The organism is Pseudomonas sp. CAM1A, assembly GCF_047501685.1.
GTDB lineage: Bacteria > Pseudomonadota > Gammaproteobacteria > Pseudomonadales > Pseudomonadaceae > Aquipseudomonas.
Genome location: NZ_JBFNXP010000002.1, coordinates 215,096 through 240,838 on the forward strand (window position 1 = coordinate 215,096; position 25,743 = coordinate 240,838).

Genomic DNA, 25,743 nt, shown 5'->3' on the forward strand with positions numbered 1-25,743 from the left:
GGCGAGCGACATGCAGATACAACCTGGTGTGTACCGGCATTACAAAGGCCCTGAGTACCGTGTTTTCAGCGCTGCGCGACACTCCGAGAGCGAAGAGTGGATGGTGTTCTACCAGTGCCTGTATGGTGATTACAGCTTCTGGGTCAGGCCACTTTCGATGTTCCAGGAGTCCGTCGAGGTTGACGGCGAGCAGGTGCCACGCTTTGCTTTGGTCAAGGCCGAAGAGAGCCTTGGCGAGCGGCTGGGCAAGGCGCACGAGTGATAGACCGCGCTTGACCTCACTCTTTTGCCACTATATATAGCGGTGCCGCGTCTGGCACCTGACGCGTTTTTCATCTTCAGATTCAGGAATACTCCGATCCATGGGCAAATCGCTGGTCATTGTGGAATCCCCGGCCAAGGCCAAGACCATCAACAAGTACCTGGGCAGCCAGTACGTGGTGAAGTCGAGTATCGGCCACATCCGTGACCTTCCCACCAGCGGTTCCGCCAGTGCGAGCAAGGAACCGGCGGCCAAGCGTGGTAAGGCAGCGGCTGGCGAAGCGCCAGCGCTGACGCCCAAGGAAAAAGCACGCCGCACGCTGGTTGCGCGCATGGGCGTGGACCCCGAGGCGGGCTGGAAGGCCAAGTACGAGATCCTTCCCGGCAAAGAGAAGGTCATCGAGGAGCTGCGCCGCCTGGCCAAGGATGCCGACACCATCTATCTCGCAACCGACTTGGATCGCGAGGGGGAAGCCATCGCCTGGCACCTGCGCGAAGCCATCGGTGGTGACGACAGCCGCTACAAGCGCGTGGTGTTCAACGAGATCACCAAGAAAGCCATCCAGGAAGCCTTCTCCCAGCCGGGCGAGCTCGATATCGATCGGGTCAATGCCCAGCAGGCGCGACGCTTCCTCGACCGCGTGGTCGGCTACATGGTCTCGCCGCTGCTGTGGGCGAAGATCGCCCGTGGCCTGTCCGCCGGTCGCGTGCAGTCGGTGGCGGTGAAGCTTGTAGTCGAACGTGAGCGCGAGATCCGTGCCTTCAACCCGGAAGAATACTGGGAAGTCCACGCCGATCTGGGCACCGCCAAGAACGCCAAGGTGCGTTTCGAGGTGGCCCGCGAGAAGGGCGAGGCCTTCAAACCGCTCAACGAAGCCCAGGCCATGGCCGCGCTGGAGAAGCTCAAGGCCTCCAGCTACAGCGTGAGCAAGCGCGAGGACCGGCCGACCAGCAGCAAGCCCTCGGCACCGTTCATTACCTCCACCCTGCAGCAGGCCGCAAGCAATCGCCTGGGCTTCGGGGTGAAGAAGACCATGATGATGGCCCAGCGTCTGTACGAAGCCGGCTACATCACCTACATGCGTACCGACTCGACCAACCTGTCGACCGACGCCGTCGAGATGGCCCGCAGCTACATCGAGAAGGAGTTCGGCAAGCAGTACCTGCCTGCCGCACCCATCGTCTATGGCAGCAAGGAAGGGGCCCAGGAGGCGCACGAAGCGATCCGTCCGTCCGACGTCAGCACCCACCCCACCAAGCTCAGTGGCATGGAGCGTGACGCCGAGCGCCTGTACGAACTGATCTGGCGCCAGTTCCTGGCCTGCCAGATGCCGCCGGCGCAGTACCTGTCCACCAGCGTCACCGTGGCTGCCGGCGAGTTCGAGCTGCGCGCCAAGGGTCGTATCCTCAAGTTCGACGGTTACACCCGTGTGCTGCCGCAGCAGAGCAAGCCGGGCGAAGATGACGTACTGCCGGAAATGACCCAGGGCGAAGTGCTCAAGTTGATCCAGATCGACCCGAGCCAGCACTTCACCAAGCCGCCGGCGCGCTTCACCGAAGCCAGCCTGGTCAAGGAGATGGAAAAGCGCGGTATCGGTCGCCCGTCGACCTATGCGGCGATCATCTCGACCATCCAGGATCGCGGCTATGTCACCCTGCACAACCGCCGCTTCTACTCCGAGAAGATGGGCGACATCGTCACCGAGCGTCTGTCCGAGAGTTTCGCCAACCTGATGGACTACGGCTTCACCGCCGGCATGGAAGAGAACCTCGACGACGTGGCCCAGGGCGAGCGTGACTGGAAGAACGTCCTCGACGAGTTCTATGGCGATTTCAGCAAGAAGCTGCTGACCGCCGAATCTGCCGAGAACGGCATGCGTGCCAACCAGCCGACCCCGACCAACATTGCCTGCAAGGAATGTGGCCGGCCGATGATGATCCGCACCGCGTCCACGGGTGTGTTCCTCGGCTGCTCGGGCTACAGCCTGCCGCCTAAAGAGCGTTGCAAGGCGACGGTCAACCTGGTGCCGGGCGACGAAATCGCCGCCGACGACGAGGGCGAGTCCGAGTCGCTGGTGCTGCGCGGCAAGCACCGCTGCCCGATCTGCGCGACGGCGATGGATGCCTACCTGCTCGACGAGAAGCGCAAGCTGCACATCTGCGGTAACAACCCGGATTGCGCCGGCTACGAGATCGAGGAAGGCAACTATCGCATCAAGGGCTACGAAGGCCCGAGCCTGGAATGCGACAAGTGCGGCAGCGAGATGCAGCTCAAGACTGGCCGTTTCGGCAAGTTCTTCGGCTGTACCAACCCAACCTGCAAGAACACCCGCAAGCTGCTCAAGAGCGGCGAGGCGGCGCCACCGAAGATGGACAAGGTGGACATGCCGGAGCTCAAGTGCGAGAAGGTCGACGATACCTACGTACTTCGTGACGGGGCCTCGGGCTTGTTCCTGGCGGCCAGCCAGTTCCCGAAAAACCGCGAAACCCGTGCGCCGTTGGTGCTGGAGATCGTTCCGCACAAGCATGAGATCGATCCGAAGTACCACTTCCTTTGCGAAGCGCCACAGAAGGATCCGGAAGGGCGCCCGACGGTGATCCGCTACAGCCGCAAGACCAAGGAGCAGTACGTGCAGTCCGAAGTCGACGGCAAGCCCACTGGCTGGAAGGCGTTCTACGACGGCAAGGCGTGGAAGGTCGAAGACAAGCGTTGATCTGAAGTCGTGACTGGGGCCGCTTCGTGCCCCATCGCAGGCGTGCCGGCGATGGGTTGCGCAGCGGCCCCAGTCATTTGATGACAAGCAAAGCGCAATCCCTGAAACTGCAGGCAATCGCCTTGCCGCCTTCAGGAGTCAGTCGAAATGGCCCAGGAACTCTACACCCGCACCAACCAGAAACTGTTCTTCGCCGGCCTCGCGCTGGAGTCCATGGCCAAGGCCGCGGACAGCCAGGCGCTGAATGCCCAGGGGCTGCTCCAGGCCGAGCGCGAGTCGGCGCTGTTCCACCTGTATGGCGCGCTGCTTGGGTTGTGCCATGAGATCGCCGGTTTCTACCGCCTGCCCCAGGCCTCGGCGGCGCGGGCGGAGTTGCTGTTCAGCGACGAGGTGTTGCAGAGCGTGGCGATCCCGGAAATGGCCGAACTGCTGGAGCTGGCACGCCAGCCGGAAACCTGGCTGGCGCGTCTGCTGGTGGCTTATGCCGATTTGTTCCGACCACCGGTCGCGAAGAAAACCGTGAAGGGTGACGTTACCCAGCCGCTGATCCAGGCCGTCAACCTGGACGAGCCTGAGCCGGTCGAGCTTTCCCGCGAGGAACTGGAGGCCTGGCGGCAGAACCTGAAAAGCCTGGTGAGACGATTCCGCGAAGCGCTGAGTGAGTGCTGAGCGCTTCCATGGCTGGTACACTAGTAGCCTTTCGTGAAAAGCAGGCCCTTTATGTCAACGTCCTTTCTAGAAATTGTCGAGTTGCCTGATGGCCGGATCGAACTGCGCCGCGCCGAAGATGAAGGCTCACTGGTAACCCTGGATTTTTCCGAGGATGCCAAGGCATTCCTGCAAGGACAGCATGTGGAAGTGGCCAAGGCCATGCTCAGCGTTGGCGTGCAAATGGCCGGTCGCCTGGTTGAAGGCGACTTCGAGCGTGAAGAGGGGCCGCGCGTCCTTCACTGAGCCACGGTAGCGGCCCAGGGTTTCAAGCGTTTGACAGGCAAAGCCTGAACATCAGCCGAGGCGGATGTTCAGGCTTTGTGCGTTTCCGCTTGCCGCTGCGCGCTGCAGCTGTTGGCGGGCGTTGCTGTTGAGGGTGCCCAGCCAGCTGACCACGGTATGGCTGTGCCCAAGGCGCAGCGCCTCGCAGGCCAGTTGCAGGGCCGTCTGCCTGCCACCGGGTTGCAGCAACAGGATACGTTCGCGGTTCAGGCCGGCATCACGCAGCCAGGCCTGGGTGAGGCTGCCGGGTGGGGCGATGAGCGTCAGCCAACGGCTGTCGTCTTCTTCGCTGAGTTCGCGCAGGATCGGCGCCAACAGGCTCTGGCAGTGCCCTGGCGCGCCGCGCAGGGCCAGCTCGCTGAACAGTTCTGGCTGGCTGCTCTTGCGCGGCGCTTCGCTGGGCTTGAGGCCTGGCAGCACCGGCTGGGCAAGGAAGGCCTCGAACAGCGGCAACTGGGCTTGCTGGGGTGCATGGGTGAACGGCTGCATGACGCCTCCTGGTTCAGCGGCGCAGGACGCCGACGCTCAAGCCCTCGATCACCAGCTCCTGATCCTTCAGGTCGACTTCGATGGGGGCGAATTCGGGGTTCTCGGCGATCAGCCAGACCTTGCTGCCTTCGCGCTTGAAGCGCTTGACGGTCACTTCGTCGCCGATACGGGCTACCACCACCTGGCCGTTGCGGGCTTCGCGGGTGGTGTGCACGGCGAGCAGGTCGCCGTCGAAGATGCCGATGTCCTTCATGCTCATGCCGTGCACCCGCAGCAGGTAATCGGCGCGCGGATGGAAGAAGGCCGGGTTGATGCTGCAGGAGTCCTCGATGTGCTGCTCAGCGAGGATCGGTGCACCGGCGGCGACGCGGCCGATGATGGGCAGGCCGCTGTCCTCTTGCTTGGGCTCGAGGCCGGGGATGCGGATACCGCGGGAGGCGCCAGGGGTCATCTCGATGGCGCCCTTGCGGGCCAGGGCTTTCAGGTGCTCCTCGGCGGCGTTGGGCGACTTGAAGCCCAGCTCCTGGGCGATCTCGGCGCGGGTCGGCGGAAAGCCGTTGTCTTCGAGGCAGCGTTTGATGAAAGCCAGGATCTCGGCTTGGCGTGGCGTCAGTTTCAGCATGGGCGAGGGCTCTGTCTTTATATACAGTGACTGGAATTATATACAGTGGCTGGCAAGCTGCAAGCACCCTTGCCGCACAACAGCTGCAAAGCGTGCGCATTCAATGCTTTGTGGCTGTGTTTAAATGAGCGACCACCCGGTCACTGGACCTTGACATAATCAGGCTTGAAACGTATGTTTCAAACAACTGTTTGTCAGGCGGAGTAGTCATGGCCCAATCGGAAACCGTTGAGCGCATCCTCGATGCGGCGGAGCAGCTGTTCGCGGAGCGCGGGTTCGCGGAAACCTCATTGCGGCTGATCACCAGCAAGGCCGGGGTCAACCTGGCGGCGGTGAACTACCATTTCGGTTCGAAGAAAGCCCTGATCCAGGCGGTCTTTTCCCGCTTCCTGGGGCCCTTCTGCGCCAGCCTGGAGCGTGAGCTCGACCGCCATCAGGCGCGTCCCGAGCAGAAGGCCTCGCTCGAGGAGCTGCTGGAAATGCTGGTGGAGCAGGCCCTGGTCGTGCAACCGCGCAGCAACAACGACCTGTCGATCTTCATGCGCCTGCTGGGCCTGGCCTTCAGCCAGAGCCAGGGGCACCTGCGCCGTTACCTGGAGGACATGTACGGCAAGGTGTTCCGCCGCTACATGCTGCTGGTCAACGAGGCCGCGCCGCGCATTCCGCCACTGGAGCTGTTCTGGCGCGTGCACTTCATGCTCGGCGCCGCGGCGTTCAGCATGTCGGGTATCAAGGCCTTGCGCGCCATCGCCGAAACCGATTTCGGCATCAACACCTCGATCGAGCAGGTGATGCGCCTGATGGTGCCGTTCCTGGCCGCCGGCATGCGGGCCGACAGCGGTGTCACCGACCAGGCCATGGCCGCGGCGCAGTTGCGCCCACGCAGCAAGTCCGGCGCGCCCGCCAAGGCCTGAACACTGGGCGGGGCAGGGCGCTTGCGCTAAGCTAGCGCCCATGCCTGAACTCGCCCCCGCCGCAACTCCCGTCAGCACGGCAACTTCGCCACTGAACCATCGGACACCGCGTTGTCCGATGTGTGCGTGCGTCTGCGCGACCTCCGGATCTCCAATGAAGGATTCCCAATGACTGCCAGCCTGCAAGGCTCCCTGATGGTGGATATCGCCGGTAAATGGCTGACCGCCGAAGACCGCCATCTGCTGCGCCAGCCCGAAGTGGCTGGCCTGATCATCTTTGCCCGCAACATCGACAGCCCGCGCCAGGTGCGTGAGTTGTGCGCCTCGATCCGCGCCATCCGTCCCGAGCTGATCCTCGCCGTGGACCAGGAAGGTGGGCGGGTCCAGCGCCTGCGCCAGGGCTTCGTGCGCCTGCCGGCCATGCGCGCCATCGCCGACAACGCCAATGCCGAATACCTGGCCGAGCAGTGCGGCTGGCTGATGGCAACCGAGGTGCTGGCGGTAGGCCTGGACCTGAGCTTTGCCCCGGTGCTGGATCTCGACCATCAGCGCAGTGCCGTGGTCGGCAGCCGCGCCTTCGAAGGCAATCCGCAGCGGGCTACCGAACTGGCCGGCGCGTTCATCCGTGGCATGAATGCCGCCGGCATGGCCGCCTGTGGCAAGCATTTCCCCGGTCACGGCTGGGCCGAGGCCGATTCCCATGTGGCGATCCCGGTCGATGAGCGCAGCCTGGAACAGCTGCGCGCCGTCGACCTGGTGCCGTTTACCCGTCTGAGCGGCCAGTTGGCGGCGGTGATGCCGGCCCACGTGATCTACCCGCAGGTCGACAACCAGCCGGCCGGCTTCTCCCGGCGCTGGCTGCAGGACATCCTGCGCGGCGAGTTGGGCTTCGACGGGGTGATCTTCAGTGATGACCTGTCCATGGCCGGTGCCCACGTGGTGGGCGATGCCGCCAGCCGCATCGAGGCGGCGCTCAGTGCCGGCTGCGACATGGGCCTGGTGTGCAATGACCGGGCTTCGGCCGAGCTGGCGCTGAGCGCGGCGCAGCGCATGAAGGTCAAGCCGTCGCCGCGGATTGCACGGATGCGCGGGCAGGGCTTTGCGCGTACCGACTACCGCCAGCAGCCGCGTTGGCTGGAGGCGCTGGGGGCGTTGAAGGAAGCCCAGCTGGTCGATTGACCTCGCTGGCCTCATCGCGGGGCAAGCCCGCTCCCACGAAGCCCTGAGGGTTCGTGGGGGCGGGCTTTTACTTGCTTCGCTTGCCCGGCAGCGGCGCGAACAGCGCCTCGATCTCTTCATCCCCCAATCGCCATTGCCCGGCCTGCCCGCCATCGAGCAGCCCGGCTGCCAGTGCCGCCTTCTCTTGCTGCAACTGCTGGATCTTCTCTTCCACCGTACCCCGGGTGATCAGCTTGAACACGAACACCGGCTTGTCCTGGCCGATGCGGTAGGCGCGGTCGGTGGCCTGGTTTTCACTGGCCGGGTTCCACCACGGGTCGTAGTGGATCACGGTGTCGGCGGCGGTCAGGTTCAGCCCGGTGCCGCCGGCCTTGAGGCTGATCAGGAATACCTCGCTGTCGCCGTTCTGGAACTGCTGCACGGGGGCGCGACGGTCGCGGGTATCGCCGGTCAGCAGGCTGTAGCGGATGCCGCGCTTCTCCAGCTCGAACTCGATCAGCGCCAGCATCGAGGTGAACTGCGAGAACAGCAGCACCTTGCGCCCCTCGCTGAGCAACTCTTCGAGCATCTCCAGCAGGCTGCCCAGCTTGCCCTTGTCGGCGAACGTGCCCTTGACCTCGGTGCCCTTGACCAGGCGCAGGTCGCAGCACACCTGGCGCAGCTTGAGCAGTGCGTCGAGGATGACGATCTGGCTGCGCGCGGCGCCGTTGCGGGCGATCTCGTCACGGACCTTCTTGTCCATTGCCACCCGCAGCGCCTCGTAGGTGTCGCGTTGGGCGTCGCTGAGCTCGACCCAGTGGATCATCTCGGTCTTGGCCGGCAGCTCGGTGGCCACCTGTTCCTTGGTGCGGCGCAGCAGGAACGGGCGGATGCGGCTGGCCAGGTGGGCCATGCGCTCAGCGTCGCCGTGGCGCTCGATCGGGGTACGGTAGTCCTGGGTGAAGCGCTTGCTGTCGCCCAGCCAGCCGGGCATCAAAAAGTGGAAGATCGACCACAGCTCGCCGAGGTTGTTCTCCATCGGTGTGCCGGTCAGGCACAGGCGCTGGCTGGCCTGCAGCTCGCGCACGGCCTGGGCGGCCTTGCTGGTGCTGCTCTTGATGTTCTGCGCCTCGTCCAGCACCAGCAGGTGCCAGGGCTGCGCCTTGAGGTGCTCGAGGTCGCGTGGGACGAGGGCGTAGGTGGTCAGTACCAGGTCGTAGCCGGCGAGGTTGGCGAAGTGCTTGTTGCGGCCCGGGCCGTGCAGGGCCAGGACGCGCAAGTCGGGGGCGAAGCGCCGGGCTTCGTCGAGCCAGTTGGGCACCAGGCTGGTGGGCATCACCGCCAGCGCCGGATGTACCAGTCGCCCGCTTTCCTTCTCCAGCAGCAGGTGGGCCAGGGTCTGCAGGGTCTTGCCCAGGCCCATGTCGTCGCCGAGGATGCCGCCGGTGCCCATCTCGCGCAGGGCCTGCAGCCAGTTCAGGCCTTGCTGCTGGTAAGGGCGCAATGTGGCGTTCAGGCCTTTGGGCGGCGCCACCTGCAGGTCGCGGGCGTCGCGCAGGCGCCGGCCCAGGTCGCGCACATGGCTGCCACCTTCCCATTGCAGCGGCAAGTGGTCGATGTCGTTGAGGCGTGCGGCATCGGTGCGGTCCAGGCGCAGGCTCGGGCCCACGGCGTCGTCGTGCAGGTACAGCTCGCCCAGGGTGCCCATCACCGCCTTGATGCGCCCGTAGGGCAGGGCGACCCGCAATGCCGGGCCGTCATGGCGGGTGCGGTTGAGGTCGATCAGCAGGTGCTCATCGTCATTGCGCCGCGCCAGTTCGCTGGGCCGCAGCAGTTCCGGGCTGGTGCGCAGCAGTTGCAGGACAATGGGCAGCAGGCTGTGGCGCTGGCCGTCGACCACGATGCCCAGCTCGAGGTCGAACCATTCGTGGCCCGGCGCTTCGTCGATGGTGGCGTACCAGTCGTCGACCTCGTGCAGGTTGAACGCGAAGTCGCGGTGCACATCGATCACCCAGCCCGCCTCGCGCAGGCGCGGCAGGCCCTCGCGGGCGAAGCGCAGCCAGGCTTCGTCGTCGGGCAGCTGGTACATTTCGCCGGCACTGTCGGGCAGGGCCTTGCTCTGGCGGGTGGCCACCTTGAAGCCGAGGTCGCGCAGGGCCTTGCGCAGGGCCTGCTCGGCCTGTGGCTGGCGCTGGATGCGCTGGCTGGTGGTGCCCACCAGGCGGCTGAGTGACTTGTCGTCGCTGCCGCTGGCGCGCAGGCCGTCGTAGTCGAACGCCAGCGCGGCGCGGTGCTGCATCTGGCGCTGCATGCGCCCGGTCTTGGGCGTGTAGGCACTGAATTCGAGACTGCCCAGGGTCAGGTGCGGGGTTGGCTCGATGCCGTCGAGCTGTTCCTGTTGCACGGTGGTGGGTGTCGGCAGGTGGTGATTGAGGGCGTTGAGCTTGTGACTGAGGGGCACGATAAGGTGTTCCGGTACATCGGGAGCAAGGGACAGCTGCAGGGCAGTGTGCGGGTCCAGGTCGTGGCCGACGGTGCCGACTTCCTTGGTATCGATATCGAAATAGAACAGCGGTATCAGCGGCAGTATGCAATTTAGCGGCTGCTCGCCGCAGTACCACATGCCCCGGTAGTCACCGTTGTCCAGGCGAACCCAGCGGAACTGTGCCCGGCGTTCTGCGCCCTGTTGCAGCAGCGGCAGCCCTTCGATGAACATCAGGCGCCCGGTGTCCAGCACCCGCTGCAGCAACTCGCCGCCTTCATGCCCCTTGAGCGTGTAGCCGCGTTCCTGGCCGTAGGGCGCGTTCTGTGCGGAGAGCTGGCGCAGGATGCGCAGGTCTTCCCCCTTGACGTACTTCGGCGGCTCGTAAAGCAATTCGTATAACGAATGGATGCGGCTGTAGCGGATGCCGTGCTCTTCGCGAGTACCCTTGCGCACGCGCAGCGCGCAGCTGCTGTGGTCATCGACGAGCATCAACTCGTAGCAGACCATGCGCCCACGCCGGTCTTCAGCGCCGTCTTGCCTGGGCGTGGGTTGCTCCAGACCTTGCAGCCAGTGTTGCAGGTGATGGGGCAGTTGCTCGCCGCTGGCCGCACCGCGCCCGTGGCTGCTGGCCAGGGTGTAGAGCGCGGCGGCGCAGTGCTTGCAGTTCTCGCCGACCGGGCAGGAGCAGTTGCCGCGCACGTGGCATTGTCCGGATGGCCCCGTGGTGATGATTATCCGCTGGCGGTAGACATTGCCGCCGCTGCCGCGGCAGGTCGACTCGATGCGTGAATCGCCGTGGGACTGGATCTGCACCAGGCCCTGTTCGGCGTAGCGTTCGCCACGTTGCAGGGTGGCCGCGGAAAAGTCGTGCTTCCAGCTCGGGTTCTCGGCTGCCAGCTTCTGCACGTCGGCGTTCACGGTTTCACTGCTCCATCATTTCCGGGTCGGGCAGCGGCATCTTGCGCATGCCGGCCGGTGAAACCTTGAGCAGCAGCGCCAGGTGCCCGCCATCGAGGAAGGTCAGTTGGCCGGCTTTCATGTTGCTGTTGCTCTGCTTGAACTGCTCGCTGCGCAGCACGCTGCCATTGCTGTCGAGCTGGTTGACCCAGAGGTTGGCGTCAACGGCGATGAAGCGGCTTTCCTGGATGCGCAGGTTGCCTTCGATCGGGAAGTGGCCGAACTGTTCGTCACCGGCACTCAGGGCAACGCTTTCGCCATCCTGTTGCCAGGCCTTGTGCAGCAGTACGGTGTAGTCGGCGGTGGCCTGCAGGCGGGTGACTTCGTCGCCCAGGCCGGTCGGGCGCTCGGCGCCTTTTTCCAGGCGCGGTGCGCCGGCGCTCCAGTCTTCCGGGGCGAACGGGCTGGTGATCGCCGGCACGGCGTTCTGCCGCACCAGGATCATTTCCACCTGGTAGGGGCCTGCGGCGAAGGCAGCTGGCGCGAGCAGGGCCAGCAGCAGGGTCAGGCAACGGATGGCACGCATGAAGCTTCCTTATGAATTTTGTGGAGTGAGGCGCTCGAACAGCGCTTCCAGGGTGTTGAAGCGTTCTTCGGGGCGTTCCATCGGCACCAGGAAGCGGAACTGGGTCGCGCCTTCGAACTTGTAGCGTTTGGGCTGGCCCTGGATCAGCTTGATCAGGGTCAGCGGGTCGACCGGTGTCTCGGCTTCGAACTCGAGCTTGCCGCCGTTGGGGCCGGCATCGACTTTCTTGATGCCGAGCTTTTCCGCCTGCAGCTTGAGCAGGGTCAGGCGCATCAGGTTCTTGGTCGGCTCCGGCAGCAGGCCGAAGCGGTCGATCATCTCCACCTGCAGGTCCTTGAGGCCCTCTTCGTCGGCCGCCGAGGCGATGCGCTTGTAGAGGATCAGGCGCGCATGCACGTCGGGCAGGTAGTCCTCGGGGATCAGCGCCGGCAGGCGCAGGTTGATCTCCGGGCCGCCGCCCAGCGGCTGTTCGAGGTTCGGCTGGTTGCCCTTGCGGATGGCCTTGACCGCGCGCTCGAGCATCTCCATGTACAGGGTGAAGCCGACCGCCTGGATCTGCCCGCTCTGGCCTTCGCCGAGCAGTTCGCCGGCGCCGCGGATCTCCAGGTCGTTGGTGGCCAAAACGAAGCCCGCGCCCAGGTCCTGGGTGTTGGCGATGGCCTCCAGGCGCTTTTCGGCGTCGGCGCTGATCTGTTGGCGCGGTGGCGTCAGCAGGTAGGCGTAGGCCTGGTGGTGGCTGCGCCCGACCCGGCCGCGCAGCTGGTGCAGCTGGGCCAGGCCGAACTTGTCGGCGCGCTCGATGACGATGGTGTTGGCGCTGGGTACGTCGATGCCGGTCTCGATGATGGTCGAGGCGATCAGCACGTTGAAGCGCTTGTGGTAGAAGTCGCTCATCACCTGTTCGAGTTCGCGTTCGCGCATCTGCCCGTGGCCGATGCCGATACGTGCCTCGGGCACCAGCTCGGCCAGCTCGGCGGCGCACTTCTCGATGCTCTTCACATCGTTGTGCAGGTAGTACACCTGGCCGCCGCGCAGCAGTTCGCGCAGCAGCGCTTCCTTCACCGTGCTCTTGTTCTGCTCCATGACGAAGGTGCGCACCGACAGGCGCCGCGCCGGGGGCGTGGCGATGATCGACAGGTCGCGCATGCCCGCCACCGCCATGTTCAGCGTGCGCGGAATCGGCGTGGCGGTCAGGGTGAGGATGTCCACCTCGCTGCGCAGCGCCTTGAGCTGTTCCTTCTGGCGCACGCCGAAACGGTGCTCTTCGTCGATGATGGCCAGGCCCAGGTCCTTGAAGCGCACGTCGTCCTGCAGCAGCTTGTGGGTGCCGATAAGGATGTCGATCTTGCCCTCGGCCAGCTCCGCCGCGGCGCTGGCGACTTCCTTGGCCGACTTGAAGCGGCTCATCACCTCGACCTTCACCGGCCAGTCGGCAAAGCGGTCGCGGAAGCTGTTGTAGTGCTGCTGGGCGAGCAGGGTGGTGGGCACCAGCACCGCTACCTGGCGGCCGCTGTGCACGGCGATGAAGGCGGCGCGCATGGCCACCTCGGTCTTGCCGAAGCCGACGTCGCCGCACACCAGGCGGTCCATGGGCTGGCCGGCGAGCATGTCGGCACGCACGGCCTCGATGGCGGTCTGCTGGTCGGGGGTCTCCTCGAACGGGAAGCCGGCGCTGAAGGTGGCGTAGTCGGCGGCCGGGTCGGCGAAGGCATAGCCTTTGCGCGCGGCGCGACGGGCATAGATGTCGAGCAGCTCGGCGGCGACGTCGCGCACCTGCTCGGCGGCCTTGCGCTTGGCTTTCTGCCAGGCTTCGGAACCCAGCCGGTGCAGCGGGGCCAGGGCGTCGTCGCTGCCGGTGTAGCGGGCGATCAGGTGCAGGTTGGCCACCGGTACGTAGAGCTTGGCGCCCTCGGCGTATTCGAGGGTGAGGAACTCGGCGGCCTGGCCGTCGATTTCCAGGGTGGCCAGGCCCAGGTAGCGGCCCACGCCATGGTCGATGTGCACCACCGGCGCGCCTTCGCGCAGCTCGGTGAGGTTCTTGATCACTGCGTCGTTGGCCGCCTCGCCGCGTTTTTCCCGGCGCCGGCGTTGCATCACGCGTTGGCCGAACAGCGGGCTTTCCGCTACCAGGGCAATTGCTGGGTCGTCCAGCAACAGGCCGTCGTCCAGGGGGGCGATGGTGATCGCCAGGCGCTCGCCGCCGGTGACGAAGTCGGCCCAGCCGTCGACGGTCTGCGGGCGCAGTTTGAGGCGTTCGAGCAGCTCCAGCAGCACTTCGCGCCGGCCCGCGGACTCGGCGGTGAACAGCACGCGGCCGCTGAACTGGTCGAGAAAGTTGGCCAGTTCCGCCAGCGGCTGGTGGGCCTTGGCCTCGATGGCCAGGTTGGGCAGGGCGCGGGCGGGGAAGCGCTCGCGCCCCGCGCCGGCGTCGAGGTCCTCGGCGCTGACCACCACCCGTGGCCATTGCTTGAGGCGGGCGAAGCAATCCTCCACCGGCAGGAACAGCTCCGCCGGCGGCAGCAGCGGCCGGCTCATGTCGCCGCGGCGCTCTTCATAGCGCCCGCGCACATCGTTCCAGAAGTGCTCGGCGGCCTGTTCCACGCCCGGCAGCGAGAACACCTGGGTGTCGGCCGGCAGGTAGTCGAACAGGGTGGCGGTTTCTTCGAAGAACAGCGGCAGGTAGTACTCGATGCCGGCGGGGATGATGCCGCTGGTGAGGTCCTGGAAGATCGCGCTGCGGCGGAAGTCGACGTCGAAGCGTTCACGGAAGCGCGCCTTGAAGCGCGTCACCTCGTCCTTCTGCATGGGGAACTCGCGCGCCGGCAGCAGGCGGATCGAGTCGACCTTGTCGATCGAGCGCTGGCTCTCCGGGTCGAAGGTGCGCAGGGTCTCGATCTCGTCGTCGAACAGGTCGATGCGGTACGGCTGCTTGCTGCCCATCGGGAACAGGTCGATCAGCGCGCCGCGCACGGCGAACTCGCCATGCTCGTAGACCGTGTCGACGCAGCGATAGCCGCTGGCCTCCAGGCGCGCGCGCATCTGCTCGACGTCGATCTTCTGGCCCACGTCCAGCACCAGGCTGCTGCCCAGCAGGAAGCGCGTGGGGGCCAGGCGGTGCAGGGCGGTGGTGATCGGCACGACGAGGATGCCGTGGTCCAGCTCCGGCAGCCGGTAGAGGCTGGCGATGCGCTGGGAGATGATGTCCTGGTGTGGCGAGAACAGGTCGTAGGGCAGGGTTTCCCAGTCGGGGAAGGGCAGCACCGGCAGTTCCGGCGCGAAGAAGCGCAGCTCCTGCTCGAGGCGGTCGGCCGCCTGGCTGTCGGCGGTCAGCAGCAAGGTGAAGCGACCGGCGGTACTGGCAGCCTCGGCGACGGCCAGGCTCAAGGCCGCGCCGGGCAGGTTGCCCCAGGTATGTTTGCCGGCCGTGGCCGACATTTGCGGTAGGCGCAGAACTGACACGGGAGATCGGACTCCAAGCGTTGCGGCAAAGAGGTCGATTGTACCGGTGACGAGGCGCGCTGTCAGGTTCCAAAGGGCTTGGCGACGGGGCTTGGCGACGGCGACAGGCGCTCATTGCCCGATACGCCGCGGGGCGTCATAATGTAGCCCCTTTTTTGTTCCCCTACATGTGGAAGGTTACCGTGACTCAGAAGCCCGACCAGTGTCTTGGTGAGTGGATCGATCGTGAAGCCCTGGCTGAAGCGATGATCCCGCTTATCGGTCAGCTCTACCGCAACAACAACGTGGTGAGCTCGATCTATGGCCGCAGCCTGATCAACCGTTCGGTTATCTCGATCCTCAAAGCCCACCGCTTTGCCCGTCACCGTCAGACCGACGAGACCGAGCTGTCCGTCCACGAGACATTCCCTCTGCTCAAGGCCATGAGCGAGCTGAAGCTGGGCGCCGCCTCGGTGGACCTGGGCAAGCTGGCCAACAAGTTCAAGACCGAAGGCAATGGCCGCAGCGCCGAGCAGTTCGTCCGTGACGAACTGGCCGACGTCGTGGGTCAGCAGAACGCTTCCGCACGCAAGGGCACCGACGTCGTGCTGTACGGCTTCGGCCGCATCGGCCGCCTGCTGGCGCGCATCCTGATCGAGAAGACCGGTGGCGGCGACGGCCTGCGCCTGCGCGCCATCGTCGTGCGCAAAGGCGCCGAGAACGACCTGGTCAAGCGCGCCAGCCTGCTGCGCCGCGACTCGGTGCACGGTCCGTTCGACGGCACCATCGTCATCGATGAAGCCAACAACACCATCACCGCCAACGGCAACCTGATCCAGGTGATCTACGCCAAGAGCCCGAGCGAAGTCGACTACACCCAGTACGGCATCAACGATGCGCTGATCGTCGACAATACCGGTGTCTGGCGTGACGCCGACGGCCTCGGCCAGCACCTGGCCTGCCCGGGCGCCGCCCGCGTGATCCTCACCGCACCTGGCAAGGGCGCGCTGAAGAACATCGTGCACGGCATCAACCACGGCGACATCAGCGCCGACGACAAGATCATCTCGGCGGCGTCCTGCACCACCAACGCCATCGTGCCGGTGCTCAAGGCCATCAACGACCAGTACGGCATCGTCAACGGCCACGTCGAAACCGTTCACTCGTTCACCAACGACCAGAACCTGATCGACAACTTCCACAAGGGCAGCCGCCGTGGCCGCGCCGCGCCGCTGAACATGGTCATCACCGAGACCGGTGCCGCCACTGCCGCCGCCAAGGCGCTGCCAGTGCTCAAGGGCAAGCTGACCGGTAACGCGATCCGTGTTCCGACGCCGAACGTGTCGATGGCCATTCTCAACCTGAATCTCGAGAAGGGCACCAACCGCGAAGAGCTGAACGAGTACCTGCGCCAGACCGCCATGCACTCCGAGCTGCACAAGCAGATCGACTACGTCAGCTCCCAGGAAGTGGTATCGACCGACTTCGTTGGTTCGCGCCATGCCGGTGTGGTCGACGCCGAGGCGACCATCTGCAACGACAACCGTGTTGTCCTGTACGTCTGGTACGACAACGAATTCGGTTACAGCTGCCAGGTGGTGCGCGTGATGGAAGACATGGCCGGTGTGAACCCGCCAGCGTTTCCACGCTGATCCGCTTGTAATGCGTTGAGAAAACGGGAACCTTCGGGTTCCCGTTTTTTTTGCCTGGCCTCATCGCGGGGCAAGCCCGCTCCCACGCTCCCTTCCGTGGGAGCGGGCTTGCCCCGCGATGAGGCCGGTCCAGATGCTTGAGATCTCCAATTTGCGCGCAGTTCTGCTGTTCACCTTCATGCTGCTCTCAGCCTGCGACCAAGGCCCAGCCCTCGAGCGCTTCGGTGGCCCGACCATGGGCAGCAGCTACAGCATCCAGTACGTGCGCCAGCCCGGCGGCCCGGCGCCGGCGCAGGTGCAGGCGGCGGTCGAAAACATCCTGCAAGCCATCGACGCGCATTACTCCACCTACCGCGGCGACTCCATCGTCAGCCGTTTCAACCAGTTGCCGGCCAACCAGTGCCTGCCCATCGATGCCGACATGCTGGAGCTGGTTACCTTCGGCCAGCACCTGGCCGAACAGAGCCAGGGCGCCTTCGATCTCACCGTCGAGCCGCTGCTCGACCTCTGGGGCTTCGGCCCGCAAGCCCGCGAAATGCAGGTGCCCGAGCCGCAGGCGCTGGCCAGGGCGCGCCTGCGCGTGGGTTACCGCCACCTGCGCCTTGAAGGCGAGGCCCTGTGCAAGGACGCCGCCATCGAACTGGATTTCAACAGCATCGCCGCCGGCCACGCCGTCGACCTGATCGCCGAGCGCCTGCGCGCCATGGGTATCGACAACTTCCTCGCCGAGGCCACTGGTGAACTCAAGGCCGTGGGCCGCAAGCCCGATGGCAGTGCCTGGCGGGTGGCGCTGGAGCTGCCGCGCGAGGATCGCCAGATCGCCCGCCAGGTCATCGACGTGCAGGACCTGGCCGTGTCGACCTCGGGTGACTATCGGCATTATTTCGAGGACAATGGCCGGCGCTATTCGCACACCTTTGATGCCCGCCTCGGGCGCCCGGTCGCCCACGACCTGGCGGCGGTGACGGTACTTGATGCCTCGGCGCTGCTGGCCGACGGCTACTCGACCCTGCTGTTGATCCTCGGGCCGCAGCAAGGCTGGGATTTCGCCATCGCCCACGGTATCGCCGCGGTGCTGGTGACCCGGGTCGAGGGTGGTTTCGTCTCCCGTTCCACGCCGGCCTTCGAGCGGCGGGTGAAAGGCGAGTGATAGGCAAGCCACGGATGATCGATGCCAGGGAAACGGTGCAACGACATGTAGTGCAGGCAATAATGGCCTACGACGCGACCAAGGGTTAATGTGCGCGGCGTTCACGCTTGATTAGACTGCACCCGAATTTTCTCATGGCGCCCCGGCGACATGATCGCGCCCCGCGGCCAACCGGCCGGCGGGCCAGTTCTGAAGGAGTACGCATGGCTGTCTACAACTACGACGTAGTGGTGCTGGGTTCCGGCCCGGCCGGTGAGGGCGCGGCAATGAACGCCGCCAAAGCAGGGCGCAAGGTGGCCATGGTCGACAGCCGTCGCCAGGTCGGTGGCAACTGCACCCACCTGGGCACCATCCCGTCCAAGGCGCTGCGTCACTCCGTGCGGCAGATCATGCAGTTCAACACCAACCCGATGTTCCGCGCCATCGGCGAGCCGCGCTGGTTCTCCTTCCCCGACGTGCTCAAGAGCGCCGAGAAGGTCATCAGCAAGCAGGTCGCCTCGCGCACCGGCTACTATGCGCGCAACCGCGTCGATGTGTTCGTCGGCACCGGCAGCTTCGCCGACGAGCAGACCGTCGAAGTGGTGTGCCCCAACGGCGTGGTCGAGAAGCTCAACGCCAAGCACATCATCATTGCCACCGGCTCGCGCCCGTACCGCCCGGCCGACATCGACTTCCACCACCCGCGCGTCTACGACAGCGACACCATCCTCAGCCTCAGCCATACCCCGCGCAAGCTGATCGTCTACGGCGCCGGGGTGATCGGTTGCGAGTACGCCTCGATCTTCAGCGGGCTGGGTGTGCTGGTGGAGCTGGTCGACAATCGCGGCCAGCTGCTGAGCTTCCTCGACTCGGAAATTTCCCAGGCGCTGAGCTACCACTTCAGCAACAACAACATCACCGTGCGCCACAACGAGGAGTACGACCGTGTCGAAGGCCTGGACAACGGGGTGATCCTGCACCTGAAGTCGGGCAAGAAGATCAAGGCCGACGCCTTGCTGTGGTGCAACGGCCGTACCGGCAACACCGACAAGCTGGGCCTGGAGAACATCGGTATCAAGGTCAACAGCCGCGGCCAGATCGAGGTCGACGAGACCTACCGCACCAGCGTGCCGAACATCTACGGCGCCGGTGACGTGATCGGCTGGCCGAGCCTGGCCAGCGCCGCCCACGACCAGGGCCGCTCGGCGGCTGGCAGCATCGTCGACAACGGCAGCTGGCGCTTCGTCAACGACGTGCCGACCGGCATCTACACCATTCCGGAGATCAGCTCGATCGGCAAGAACGAGCAGGAACTGACCCAGGCCAAGGTGCCCTACGAAGTGGGCAAGGCCTTCTTCAAGAGCATGGCCCGCGCGCAGATCGCCGGCGAGCCGCAAGGCATGCTGAAGATCCTGTTCCACCGCGAGACCCTGGAGGTCCTGGGCGTGCACTGCTTCGGCTACCAGGCCTCGGAGATCGTCCACATCGGCCAGGCGGTGATGAACCAGCCGGGCGAGCAGAACAACCTGAAGTACTTCGTCAACACCACCTTCAACTACCCGACCATGGCCGAGGCCTATCGGGTAGCCGCCTATGATGGTCTGAACCGGCTTTTTTGAGCGGCTCCGACCGGTGGCCTGAGCCGGTCGGGGAGACCGATTTCAGCCCTACCCGAGGGTGGTCCTGGCCAAACCGGGAAAGTCTGTAATCAGGCTGTCCACGCCAAAGTCAGCGAGCCGGCGCATCAGTGCCGGTTCGTTGACCGTCCATACCGACACATGCAGCCCCTGTTTCTGCGCCTTCAACAGGCGTTCGGGGGTGCACAGTGTCCAGTTCAACGCCAGCATCTCGCAGCCGTAGTTTTGCGCGACCTTCAACGGGTCGAGCCAGGCGTACTCGGCAACCAGTCCGCGCTTCACGTCCGGCACCAGCTCCTGCGCGGCGCCGAGCACTTCCCGTGAGCTCGAGGTGATGGTCACCTTGTCCAGCAGGCCGTGCTGCAGGGCCAGTTCGCGGATCGCCAGCACCGTGCTGGCGGCGCGGGTGCGCGAGGCACTCTTGACCTCCAGTTGCCAGTGCTCGAAGGCGCATTTTTCGAACAGCTCTTCAAGGCGCGGGATAGGGCAGGGCTGCACATGGCCCGGGCCGCCCTTGCGCGCGTCGTAGGTGACCAAGTCGGCCGCCGTGTGCTCGACCACCTTGCCGCGCCGGCCGGTGGTGCGCTTGAGGGTCGGGTCGTGGATCACCATCAGCTCGTTGTCGGCCGACAGGTGCAGGTCGAGTTCGCAGCGGTCCACGCCATGGGACAGGCACTGGCGGAAACTCTGCAGGGTGTTCTCGGGTGCTTCGCCCTTGGCGCCGCGGTGGCCATAGATCAGGGTCACGTTCGTTCCTTCAAATCAGGGAGAAAGGGCTTATGCGTCCGGCTCGTTCTGCTCCAGCGCCTGGCGCCGTTGCTGTTGCTGGCGCTGCAGGATGTAGCGGGCCAGGAGCTGGCGCTGGGCGTCGGTCATGTCGATGAATTCGGTGCCGACCTCGAAGTCGCCGTCCGGGCGCGGGTCGCAATGGGTGACCCGGCCGCGCAGCAGCAGGCCATGGGCGCGGGGCATCAGCACCATCTTCACCTTGACCCGGGTGCCGGGCGCGATCTTCTGCGCCTGGGCGAACTCGATGCCGCCTTCGGAGATGATCACCGGCGTCGGCTGGCCGATTTCGCCGATCAGGGTTTGCGCGACCACGGCGCTGAGCAGGTCCAGGCGTTTGTTCTGGGCGCGCAGGAAGGCGGCCAGGGTGCGGTCCTTCTCGCTCAACTGGCGCAGCAGGTGTTGCGACTCGAAGTCCGACAGGTGCAGTTCGCTGAGCAGGTTGAACAGCTCCGAATCATCCTGCAACAGTTCTGTCTCAAGGGCTTCGGCCGCGCTGAGGGGGCTGATTTGAAGTGCGATCCGATCTTCGATGCGGTAGTATTCGCGGCGATCTTCTTCGTCTAATGTCGTCATGGCGAACCCAAGGTTACGGCGGTGGTCCGAGTGTAAAGCCGCCGTAGGCGCCTCGCCACAAGGACGTTCCCTTTCATCCGAACAAGCCCCGACATGTTCAGACCTCTATTCGTATTCATTGGTACGCGTTACACCCGTGCCAAGCGCCGCAATCACTTCGTCTCGTTCATTTCGCTCACCTCGATGATCGGCCTCGCCCTGGGCGTGGTGGTGATGATCGTGGTGCTCTCGGTGATGAACGGGTTCGACCACGAGATGCGTACCCGCGTGCTGGGGATGATCCCCCATGCCACGCTGGAGACCGGCCAGCCGATCAACGACTGGCAGGCCCTCGCCTCTAAAGTAAAGCAGAATCCGCAGGTGCTGGCGGTTGCGCCCTTCACCCAGATGCAGGGCCTGCTGACCCATGAAGGCAAGGTGCAGAAGGTGCTGCTTAACGGCATCGATCCGGCCCGCGAGCGCGAGGTGTCGATCATCGACAAGTTCGTCCTCGACGGCAGCCTCGACAAGCTGGCGCCGGGCGAGTGGGGCATCATGATCGGCGACAAGGCCGCGGCCAAGCTGGGCGTGGGCATCGGCGACAAGCTGACCTTCGTCGCCCCCGAGGTCAGCGTCACCCCGGCAGGCATGTTCCCGCGCATGAAGCGCTTCACCGTGGTCGGCACCTTCCACGTCGGCGCCGGCGAGATCGACGGCTACCTGGGCCTGACCAACATCGCCGACCTGTCGCGCCTGCATCGCTGGAAGGCCGACCAGGTCCAGGGTGTGCGCCTGAAGTTCGACGACCTGTTCCAGGCGCCGCGCGCCACCTGGGCCATTGCCCAGCAGCTGGGCGAGCAGGAGTACTACCCGCGAGACTGGACCCGCACCCACGGCAACCTGTACCAGGCGATCCGCATGGAGAAATCCATGATCGGCCTGTTGCTGTTGCTGATCGTGGCGGTGGCGGCGTTCAACATCATTTCCACCCTGGTGATGGTGGTCAACGACAAGCGCGGCGACATCGCCATCCTGCGCACCCTGGGCGCCACGCCCGGGCAGATCATGGCCATCTTCATGGTCCAGGGCACGGTGATCGGCGTGGTCGGCACGCTGATCGGCGCGGTGCTGGGCATCCTTGGCGCGCTCAACGTGAGCGCGGCCATCGCCGGCATCGAAACCCTGATCGGGCACAAGTTCCTCAATGCCGACGTGTACTTCATCGATTACCTGCCGTCGCAGATCCAGGCCCAGGACGTGTACATGGTCTGCGGTGCGGCGCTGGTCCTGAGTTTCTTCGCCACCCTGTACCCGGCCTGGCGCGCCTCGCGCACCCAGCCTGCAGAGGCGCTACGTTATGAGTGAGTCGCGCATGAGTGATAAAGCCGTATTGAGCTGCCGCAACCTGGGCAAGAGCTACGAGGAAGGCCCGGAGTCGGTGCAGGTGTTGTCGGGGTTGAACCTCGAACTGCACCCGGGCGAGCGGGTGGCCATCGTCGGCAGTTCGGGTTCGGGCAAGAGTACCCTGCTCAACCTGCTGGGCGGCCTCGACACGCCGACCCAGGGCAGTGTCTGGCTGGCTGGCGAAGAGCTGTCGGCACTGGGCGAGCGGGCCCGCGGCCTGCTGCGCAATCGCGCGCTGGGCTTCGTCTACCAGTTCCACCACCTACTGGCAGAGTTCACCGCCCTGGAAAACGCCTGCATGCCGCTGCTGATCGGCAAGACGCCGATCAGCGAGGCCCGCGAGCGCGCCGAGGCGCTGCTCAAGCGCGTCGGCCTGGGCCACCGCCTCAATCACAAGCCGGCCGAGCTGTCCGGCGGTGAGCGCCAGCGCGTGGCGATTGCCCGCGCCCTGGTCAACCGCCCGGGCCTGGTGATGCTCGACGAGCCCACCGGCAACCTCGACCACCACACCGCCCAGGGTATCCAGGAGCTGATGCGCGAGCTGTCGACCCACTCGCAGACCGCCTTCCTGGTAGTGACCCACGACCTCAACCTGGCGCGCCAGATGGACCGTGTGCTGAGCCTGGAAGACGGGCACCTGGTGGCGATCTGAATCGCCTGCGCGGGGCGCCCCGAGGCGTCCCGGTTCACACTTAGATTGGGTATCCCTGTTCATGTTCAGACCCTTGTCCTTGTTCATCGGTGCTCGCTACACCCGTGCCAAGCGTCGCAACCACTTCATCTCGTTCATCTCCATGACCTCGATGATCGGGCTGTCGCTTGGGGTGCTGGCGATGATCACGGTGCTGTCGGTGATGAACGGCTTCCAGCGCGAGATGAGTTCGCGGGTGCTTGGCCTGGTGCCACACGCTGCTATCCTCGGCGCGCAGCCGCTGGACGACTGGCGCAAGGTCGCCGCCGCTGCCGAAGGCAACCCGGCGGTGATGGCCGCAGCGCCAATCACCGAGATGGAAGGCATGCTCTCGTACAAGGGGGCGATGCAGCCGATCCAGGTCGCCGGCATCGACCCGGCCGAGGAGGGCAAGGTCTCCATCGTCACCCAGCACATCGTTCAGGGCAGCCTGCAGGACCTGGTGCCGGGCGAGTATGGCGTGGTCATCGGTGAATTGACCGCGCGGCGTTTTCGCCTGAACACCGGCGACAAGCTGACCCTGATCGTCCCGGAGATCAGCAAGGAGCCGGGCGGCATCACCCCGCGCATGCAGCGCCTGACGGTGGTTGGCATTTTCAAGGTCGGTGCCGAGCTGGATGGCTCCCAGGCCTACATCCACGTCGCCGATGCCGGCGAGATGCAGCGCTGGGCACCGGGCCAGGTGCAGGGCGTGCGCCTGAAACTGCATGACCTGTATGCCGCGCCGCAAGTGTCCAAGGCCATCGCCGCGGGCCTGGGCGATGGCTACCGCGCCGATGACTGGTCGCACACCCAGGGCAGCCTGTTCAGCGCGATGAAGATGGAAAAGACCATGATCGGCCTGCTGCTGATGATGATCATCGCCGTGGCCGCGTTCAATATCATCGCCACCCTGGTGATGGTGGTGAACGACAAGGGCGCGGATATCGCCATCCTGCGCACCATTGGCGCCACGCCGGCGCAGATCATGGGCACGTTCATGGTCCAGGGTAGCTTGATCGGCATCGTCGGTACCTTGCTTGGCGGTGTGCTCGGGGTGATCCTGGCGCTGAACGTCAGCGCGGTGGTCGGTTGGCTCGAGCGAGTCAGCGGCCAGCATATCTTCACCTCCGACATCTACTTCATCAGCAGCCTGCCGTCGGAGCTGCAATGGGGCGATGTGGCGATCATCTGCGTGGCCGGGCTGGTGATGAGCTTCCTGGCGACCATTTACCCTGCGTACCGCGCCTCGCAGATCGAACCGGCGATGGCATTGCGTTACGAGTAGGACATTGCAACACCGGGGGCGCTTTGCGCCCCTACGCAGGCAACTCGATCACGAACCGGGTCCAGCCATCTTCACACTCTGCCCGAATCTTCCCACCGTGCGCCTGCACGATCGAGCGGGTGATCGCCAGCCCCAACCCCGCATGCTCGCTGCTGCCTTCCTGGCGCGCTGGATCCGCCCGGTAGAAGCGGTCGAACAATCGCTCAAGCATTTGCGGCGCAATCGCTGGCCCGGTGTTGGCCACCACGATGTGCAGCCCTGGCTCCAGGCTTACCCGGATCTCCCCACCGGCGGGGGTGAAGCGCAGGGCGTTGTCCAGCAAGTTGGATAGCGCCCGGCGCAACATGTGTCGGTCGCCTTCGGTGTGGGCCTGGCCCTCACGCAGCAAGCGCACCTCGGCGTCCTCGGCCAGCGGTGCGTAGTACTCCAACAACGCATCGACCTCGGTCGCCAGGTCCAGCGCCTGGCGGCTGGGCATCAGCAGGCCGTGGTCGGCCTTGGCCAGGTAGAGCATGTCGTTGACCAGCTGGGCCATCCACTGCAGTTCCTCGAGGTTGCCGTGCAGGGCCTCGCGGTATTCCTCGAGGCTGCGCGGGCGGGTGAGGGTGACCTGCGTGTGGGTCAGCAGGTTGGACAGCGGCGTGCGCAATTCGTGGGCAATGTCGGCGGAGAAGGCCGACAGGCGCTGGAAGGCGTCGTCCAGGCGCTGCAGCATGGCGTTGACGGTGGCGGCCAGTTCGGCCAGTTCCTCGGGCATCTCGGCGACCGGCAGGCGCGTGGTCAGCGAGCCGGCGGTGACGCTGGCGGCCACCTTGCCCATCTGCCGCAGCGGTTTCAGGCCGCGGCGTACGGCCCAGGCGCCGAGCAGCGCGGTGGCCAGCGCCGACAGGCCGACGGTGAACCAGATCAGCCGCTGCATGCCTTGCAGGAAGTGCTGGTGGTGGGTGATGTCGAGGAGCAGGGTCAGTTGTGGTGAAGCGGGCTGGCCGTCGATCAGTGGCGCGCTGAGGCTGCGGTAATCAACCCCGTGGCTGTGCAGCGTGGCCAGGCCGGTGGGGGCGGGGGCTTGCGGCAGCTCGCCGCGGCTGGCGAACCAGAGCGTGCCGTCGGCGCCACGCACACGCAAAGCCAGGTCGGACTGGTGACTCAGTTCGTTGAGCAGCGCCGGCAGGCGCATGGCCAGTTGCTCCTGGGTGGCGACGCCGGCGAGCAGGCTGCTCATCAGCGAAAGCCGGCCACTGAGCAATTGCTGGTCGAGTTCGACGAAATGCTCCTCGCTGGCGCGGCTGAACAGCAGGCCGGCGCCCAGCGACACGGCGGCGGTGCAGGCGGCGAACAGCAGCGCCAGGCGGCTGCCCAGGGACAGGCGGCGCATCAGTCGAGGCGCTCTTCGAGCACGTAGCCCATGCCGCGCACGGTGTGGATCAGCTTGGTGGCATGGCTGTCGTCGATCTTCAGGCGCAGGCGGCGGATGGCCACCTCGATGACGTTGGTGTCGCTGTCGAAGTTCATGTCCCATACCTGCGAGGCGATCAGCGACTTGGGCAGCACCTCGCCCTGGCGGCGCAGCAGCAGTTCGAGCAGGGCGAATTCCTTGGCGGTCAGGTCGACGCGCTGGCCGGCCCGCTCGGCGCGGCGGCGGATCAGGTCCAGGCGCAGGTCGGCCAGGGCCAGGCAGGTGTCCTGGCTGGCGTTGGCGCCCCGGCGCAGCAGGCTGCGCACCCGGGCCAGCAGTTCGGAGAAGGCGAAGGGTTTGACCAGGTAGTCGTCGGCGCCCAGCTCCAGGCCATGGACGCGGTCCTCGACGGCATCGCGGGCGGTGAGGAACAGCACCGGGGTGTCCAGCCCGGCCTGGCGCACGGCCTGGAGGATCTGCCAGCCGTTGCGCCCCGGCAGCATCACGTCGAGGATCAGCAGGTCGTGGTCGCCGCTCAGAGCCAGGTGCTGGCCGGTGTCGCCGTCGTTGGCCAGTTCGGTGGCGAAACCGGCCTCGCTCAGGCCCTGGCTCAGGTACTGGCCGGTCTTGGCCTGGTCTTCGACGATCAGCAGTTTCATGACAGTCCTT

At 65.5% G+C, this 25,743-nt stretch carries 21 protein-coding genes; 12 read left to right on the plus strand and 9 right to left on the minus strand.

Annotation, left to right across the window (positions count from 1 at the left end; translation table 11 throughout):
- Window positions 1-10: 10 nt before the first annotated feature.
- The 4 genes from ABZO33_RS04600 to ABZO33_RS04615 all read left to right on the plus strand — a co-directional run bounded on the left by ABZO33_RS04600 (window position 11) and on the right by ABZO33_RS04615 (window position 3,929).
- Entirely contained in the window at window positions 11-262 is a 252-nt protein-coding gene (locus ABZO33_RS04600) for a DUF1653 domain-containing protein (protein ID WP_414535018.1), read from the plus strand.
- A gap of 100 nt (window positions 263-362) precedes the next feature.
- Complete coding sequence (gene topA, locus ABZO33_RS04605; RefSeq protein WP_414535019.1) at window positions 363-2,975, plus strand: type I DNA topoisomerase; 2,613 nt, start codon at window positions 363-365, stop codon at window positions 2,973-2,975.
- A gap of 147 nt (window positions 2,976-3,122) precedes the next feature.
- On the plus strand, window positions 3,123-3,644 hold the full coding sequence (locus ABZO33_RS04610) for a DUF6586 family protein (protein WP_414535020.1): 522 nt from the start codon (window positions 3,123-3,125) through the stop codon (window positions 3,642-3,644).
- Between the two features lie 51 nt (window positions 3,645-3,695).
- On the plus strand, window positions 3,696-3,929 hold the full coding sequence (locus ABZO33_RS04615; RefSeq protein WP_023630868.1) for a hypothetical protein: 234 nt from the start codon (window positions 3,696-3,698) through the stop codon (window positions 3,927-3,929).
- A gap of 51 nt (window positions 3,930-3,980) precedes the next feature.
- On the opposite strand, the gene sulA is transcribed toward ABZO33_RS04615, so the two are convergent.
- Together sulA and lexA are read right to left on the minus strand one after the other, a co-directional pair.
- Window positions 3,981-4,457, minus strand: a complete 477-nt coding sequence (gene sulA, locus ABZO33_RS04620) for an SOS-induced cell division inhibitor SulA (protein WP_414535021.1) — start codon at window positions 4,455-4,457, stop codon at window positions 3,981-3,983.
- Window positions 4,458-4,470: 13 nt separating this feature from the next.
- Window positions 4,471-5,079 (minus strand): transcriptional repressor LexA, encoded by a 609-nt coding sequence (lexA, locus tag ABZO33_RS04625; RefSeq protein WP_110698740.1) that lies wholly within the window; start codon window positions 5,077-5,079, stop codon window positions 4,471-4,473.
- Window positions 5,080-5,288: 209 nt separating this feature from the next.
- On the opposite strand from lexA, the gene ABZO33_RS04630 reads away from it, so the two are divergent.
- A complete protein-coding gene (locus ABZO33_RS04630) occupies window positions 5,289-5,993 on the plus strand; it encodes a TetR/AcrR family transcriptional regulator (RefSeq protein ID WP_046856397.1) in 705 nt (234 codons plus the stop codon).
- Between the two features lie 180 nt (window positions 5,994-6,173).
- The gene (nagZ, locus tag ABZO33_RS04635; protein ID WP_414535667.1) at window positions 6,174-7,172 is read left to right on the plus strand and encodes a beta-N-acetylhexosaminidase; all 999 of its coding nucleotides are present in this window, start codon (window positions 6,174-6,176) and stop codon (window positions 7,170-7,172) included.
- A 67-nt stretch (window positions 7,173-7,239) separates the two neighbouring features.
- Here the strand turns inward: nagZ and ABZO33_RS04640 are convergent, their stop codons facing one another.
- From ABZO33_RS04640 to mfd, 3 genes are read right to left on the minus strand one after another with little or no spacing between them, the layout of a single operon-like run.
- Complete coding sequence (locus ABZO33_RS04640; protein ID WP_414535022.1) at window positions 7,240-10,554, minus strand: SNF2-related protein; 3,315 nt, start codon at window positions 10,552-10,554, stop codon at window positions 7,240-7,242.
- 4 nt (window positions 10,555-10,558) lie between these two features.
- Window positions 10,559-11,119, minus strand: coding sequence for a CsiV family protein (locus ABZO33_RS04645; RefSeq protein WP_414535023.1), 561 nt, complete (start codon window positions 11,117-11,119; stop codon window positions 10,559-10,561).
- A 9-nt stretch (window positions 11,120-11,128) separates the two neighbouring features.
- The gene (gene mfd / locus ABZO33_RS04650; protein ID WP_414535024.1) at window positions 11,129-14,578 is read right to left on the minus strand and encodes a transcription-repair coupling factor; all 3,450 of its coding nucleotides are present in this window, start codon (window positions 14,576-14,578) and stop codon (window positions 11,129-11,131) included.
- Window positions 14,579-14,745: 167 nt separating this feature from the next.
- On the opposite strand from mfd, the gene ABZO33_RS04655 reads away from it, so the two are divergent.
- The 3 genes from ABZO33_RS04655 (at window position 14,746) to sthA (ending at window position 18,957) form a co-directional block, all read left to right on the plus strand.
- Window positions 14,746-16,209, plus strand: a complete 1,464-nt coding sequence (locus ABZO33_RS04655) for a glyceraldehyde-3-phosphate dehydrogenase (RefSeq protein ID WP_414535025.1) — start codon at window positions 14,746-14,748, stop codon at window positions 16,207-16,209.
- A 151-nt stretch (window positions 16,210-16,360) separates the two neighbouring features.
- Window positions 16,361-17,359: an FAD:protein FMN transferase gene (locus tag ABZO33_RS04660; RefSeq protein ID WP_414535668.1), complete on the plus strand. Its 999-nt coding sequence runs from the start codon at window positions 16,361-16,363 to the stop codon at window positions 17,357-17,359.
- A gap of 203 nt (window positions 17,360-17,562) precedes the next feature.
- Window positions 17,563-18,957 (plus strand): Si-specific NAD(P)(+) transhydrogenase, encoded by a 1,395-nt coding sequence (sthA, locus tag ABZO33_RS04665; RefSeq protein WP_023631920.1) that lies wholly within the window; start codon window positions 17,563-17,565, stop codon window positions 18,955-18,957.
- A gap of 48 nt (window positions 18,958-19,005) precedes the next feature.
- Here sthA and ABZO33_RS04670 read toward each other — a convergent pair whose 3' ends face one another.
- Both ABZO33_RS04670 and ABZO33_RS04675 read right to left on the minus strand, forming a co-directional pair.
- Window positions 19,006-19,722: a glycerophosphodiester phosphodiesterase gene (locus tag ABZO33_RS04670; RefSeq protein ID WP_414535026.1), complete on the minus strand. Its 717-nt coding sequence runs from the start codon at window positions 19,720-19,722 to the stop codon at window positions 19,006-19,008.
- A gap of 30 nt (window positions 19,723-19,752) precedes the next feature.
- Complete coding sequence (locus tag ABZO33_RS04675) at window positions 19,753-20,337, minus strand: PilZ domain-containing protein (protein ID WP_046856391.1); 585 nt, start codon at window positions 20,335-20,337, stop codon at window positions 19,753-19,755.
- A 93-nt stretch (window positions 20,338-20,430) separates the two neighbouring features.
- Between ABZO33_RS04675 and ABZO33_RS04680 the strand changes: the two genes are divergently transcribed.
- From ABZO33_RS04680 to ABZO33_RS04690, 3 genes are all read left to right on the plus strand, one after another.
- The gene (locus ABZO33_RS04680; protein WP_414535027.1) at window positions 20,431-21,681 is read left to right on the plus strand and encodes a lipoprotein-releasing ABC transporter permease subunit; all 1,251 of its coding nucleotides are present in this window, start codon (window positions 20,431-20,433) and stop codon (window positions 21,679-21,681) included.
- Between the two features lie 7 nt (window positions 21,682-21,688).
- Window positions 21,689-22,372 carry a lipoprotein-releasing ABC transporter ATP-binding protein LolD gene (gene lolD / locus ABZO33_RS04685; protein WP_172670900.1) on the plus strand — a complete coding sequence of 228 codons (684 nt, stop codon included), beginning with the start codon at window positions 21,689-21,691 and terminating at the stop codon, window positions 22,370-22,372.
- A 61-nt stretch (window positions 22,373-22,433) separates the two neighbouring features.
- A complete protein-coding gene (locus tag ABZO33_RS04690; RefSeq protein WP_414535028.1) occupies window positions 22,434-23,678 on the plus strand; it encodes a lipoprotein-releasing ABC transporter permease subunit in 1,245 nt (414 codons plus the stop codon).
- A gap of 31 nt (window positions 23,679-23,709) precedes the next feature.
- Here ABZO33_RS04690 and ABZO33_RS04695 read toward each other — a convergent pair whose 3' ends face one another.
- Both ABZO33_RS04695 and ABZO33_RS04700 read right to left on the minus strand, forming a co-directional pair.
- Window positions 23,710-25,056, minus strand: coding sequence for a heavy metal sensor histidine kinase (locus tag ABZO33_RS04695; protein ID WP_414535669.1), 1,347 nt, complete (start codon window positions 25,054-25,056; stop codon window positions 23,710-23,712).
- Window positions 25,053-25,733, minus strand: coding sequence for a heavy metal response regulator transcription factor (locus ABZO33_RS04700; RefSeq protein ID WP_414535029.1), 681 nt, complete (start codon window positions 25,731-25,733; stop codon window positions 25,053-25,055). The genes ABZO33_RS04695 and ABZO33_RS04700 overlap by 4 nt, the downstream gene beginning before the upstream one ends.
- Between the last annotated feature and the right edge of the window lie 10 nt (window positions 25,734-25,743).

Coding starts and splice junctions, on each gene's coding strand:
- sulA (WP_414535021.1), bottom strand. CDS start 4,457: ATGCAGCCGTTCACCCATGCACCCCAGCAAGCCCAGTTGCCGCTGTTC.
- ABZO33_RS04700 (WP_414535029.1), bottom strand. CDS start 25,733: ATGAAACTGCTGATCGTCGAAGACCAGGCCAAGACCGGCCAGTACCTG.
- ABZO33_RS04680 (WP_414535027.1), top strand. CDS start 20,431: ATGTTCAGACCTCTATTCGTATTCATTGGTACGCGTTACACCCGTGCC.
- lexA (WP_110698740.1), bottom strand. CDS start 5,079: ATGCTGAAACTGACGCCACGCCAAGCCGAGATCCTGGCTTTCATCAAA.
- ABZO33_RS04655 (WP_414535025.1), top strand. CDS start 14,746: ATGTGGAAGGTTACCGTGACTCAGAAGCCCGACCAGTGTCTTGGTGAG.
- ABZO33_RS04675 (WP_046856391.1), bottom strand. CDS start 20,337: ATGACGACATTAGACGAAGAAGATCGCCGCGAATACTACCGCATCGAA.
- ABZO33_RS04645 (WP_414535023.1), bottom strand. CDS start 11,119: ATGCGTGCCATCCGTTGCCTGACCCTGCTGCTGGCCCTGCTCGCGCCA.
- ABZO33_RS04615 (WP_023630868.1), top strand. CDS start 3,696: ATGTCAACGTCCTTTCTAGAAATTGTCGAGTTGCCTGATGGCCGGATC.
- topA (WP_414535019.1), top strand. CDS start 363: ATGGGCAAATCGCTGGTCATTGTGGAATCCCCGGCCAAGGCCAAGACC.
- ABZO33_RS04630 (WP_046856397.1), top strand. CDS start 5,289: ATGGCCCAATCGGAAACCGTTGAGCGCATCCTCGATGCGGCGGAGCAG.
- ABZO33_RS04610 (WP_414535020.1), top strand. CDS start 3,123: ATGGCCCAGGAACTCTACACCCGCACCAACCAGAAACTGTTCTTCGCC.
- lolD (WP_172670900.1), top strand. CDS start 21,689: ATGAGTGATAAAGCCGTATTGAGCTGCCGCAACCTGGGCAAGAGCTAC.
- ABZO33_RS04600 (WP_414535018.1), top strand. CDS start 11: ATGCAGATACAACCTGGTGTGTACCGGCATTACAAAGGCCCTGAGTAC.
- sthA (WP_023631920.1), top strand. CDS start 17,563: ATGGCTGTCTACAACTACGACGTAGTGGTGCTGGGTTCCGGCCCGGCC.
- ABZO33_RS04690 (WP_414535028.1), top strand. CDS start 22,434: ATGTTCAGACCCTTGTCCTTGTTCATCGGTGCTCGCTACACCCGTGCC.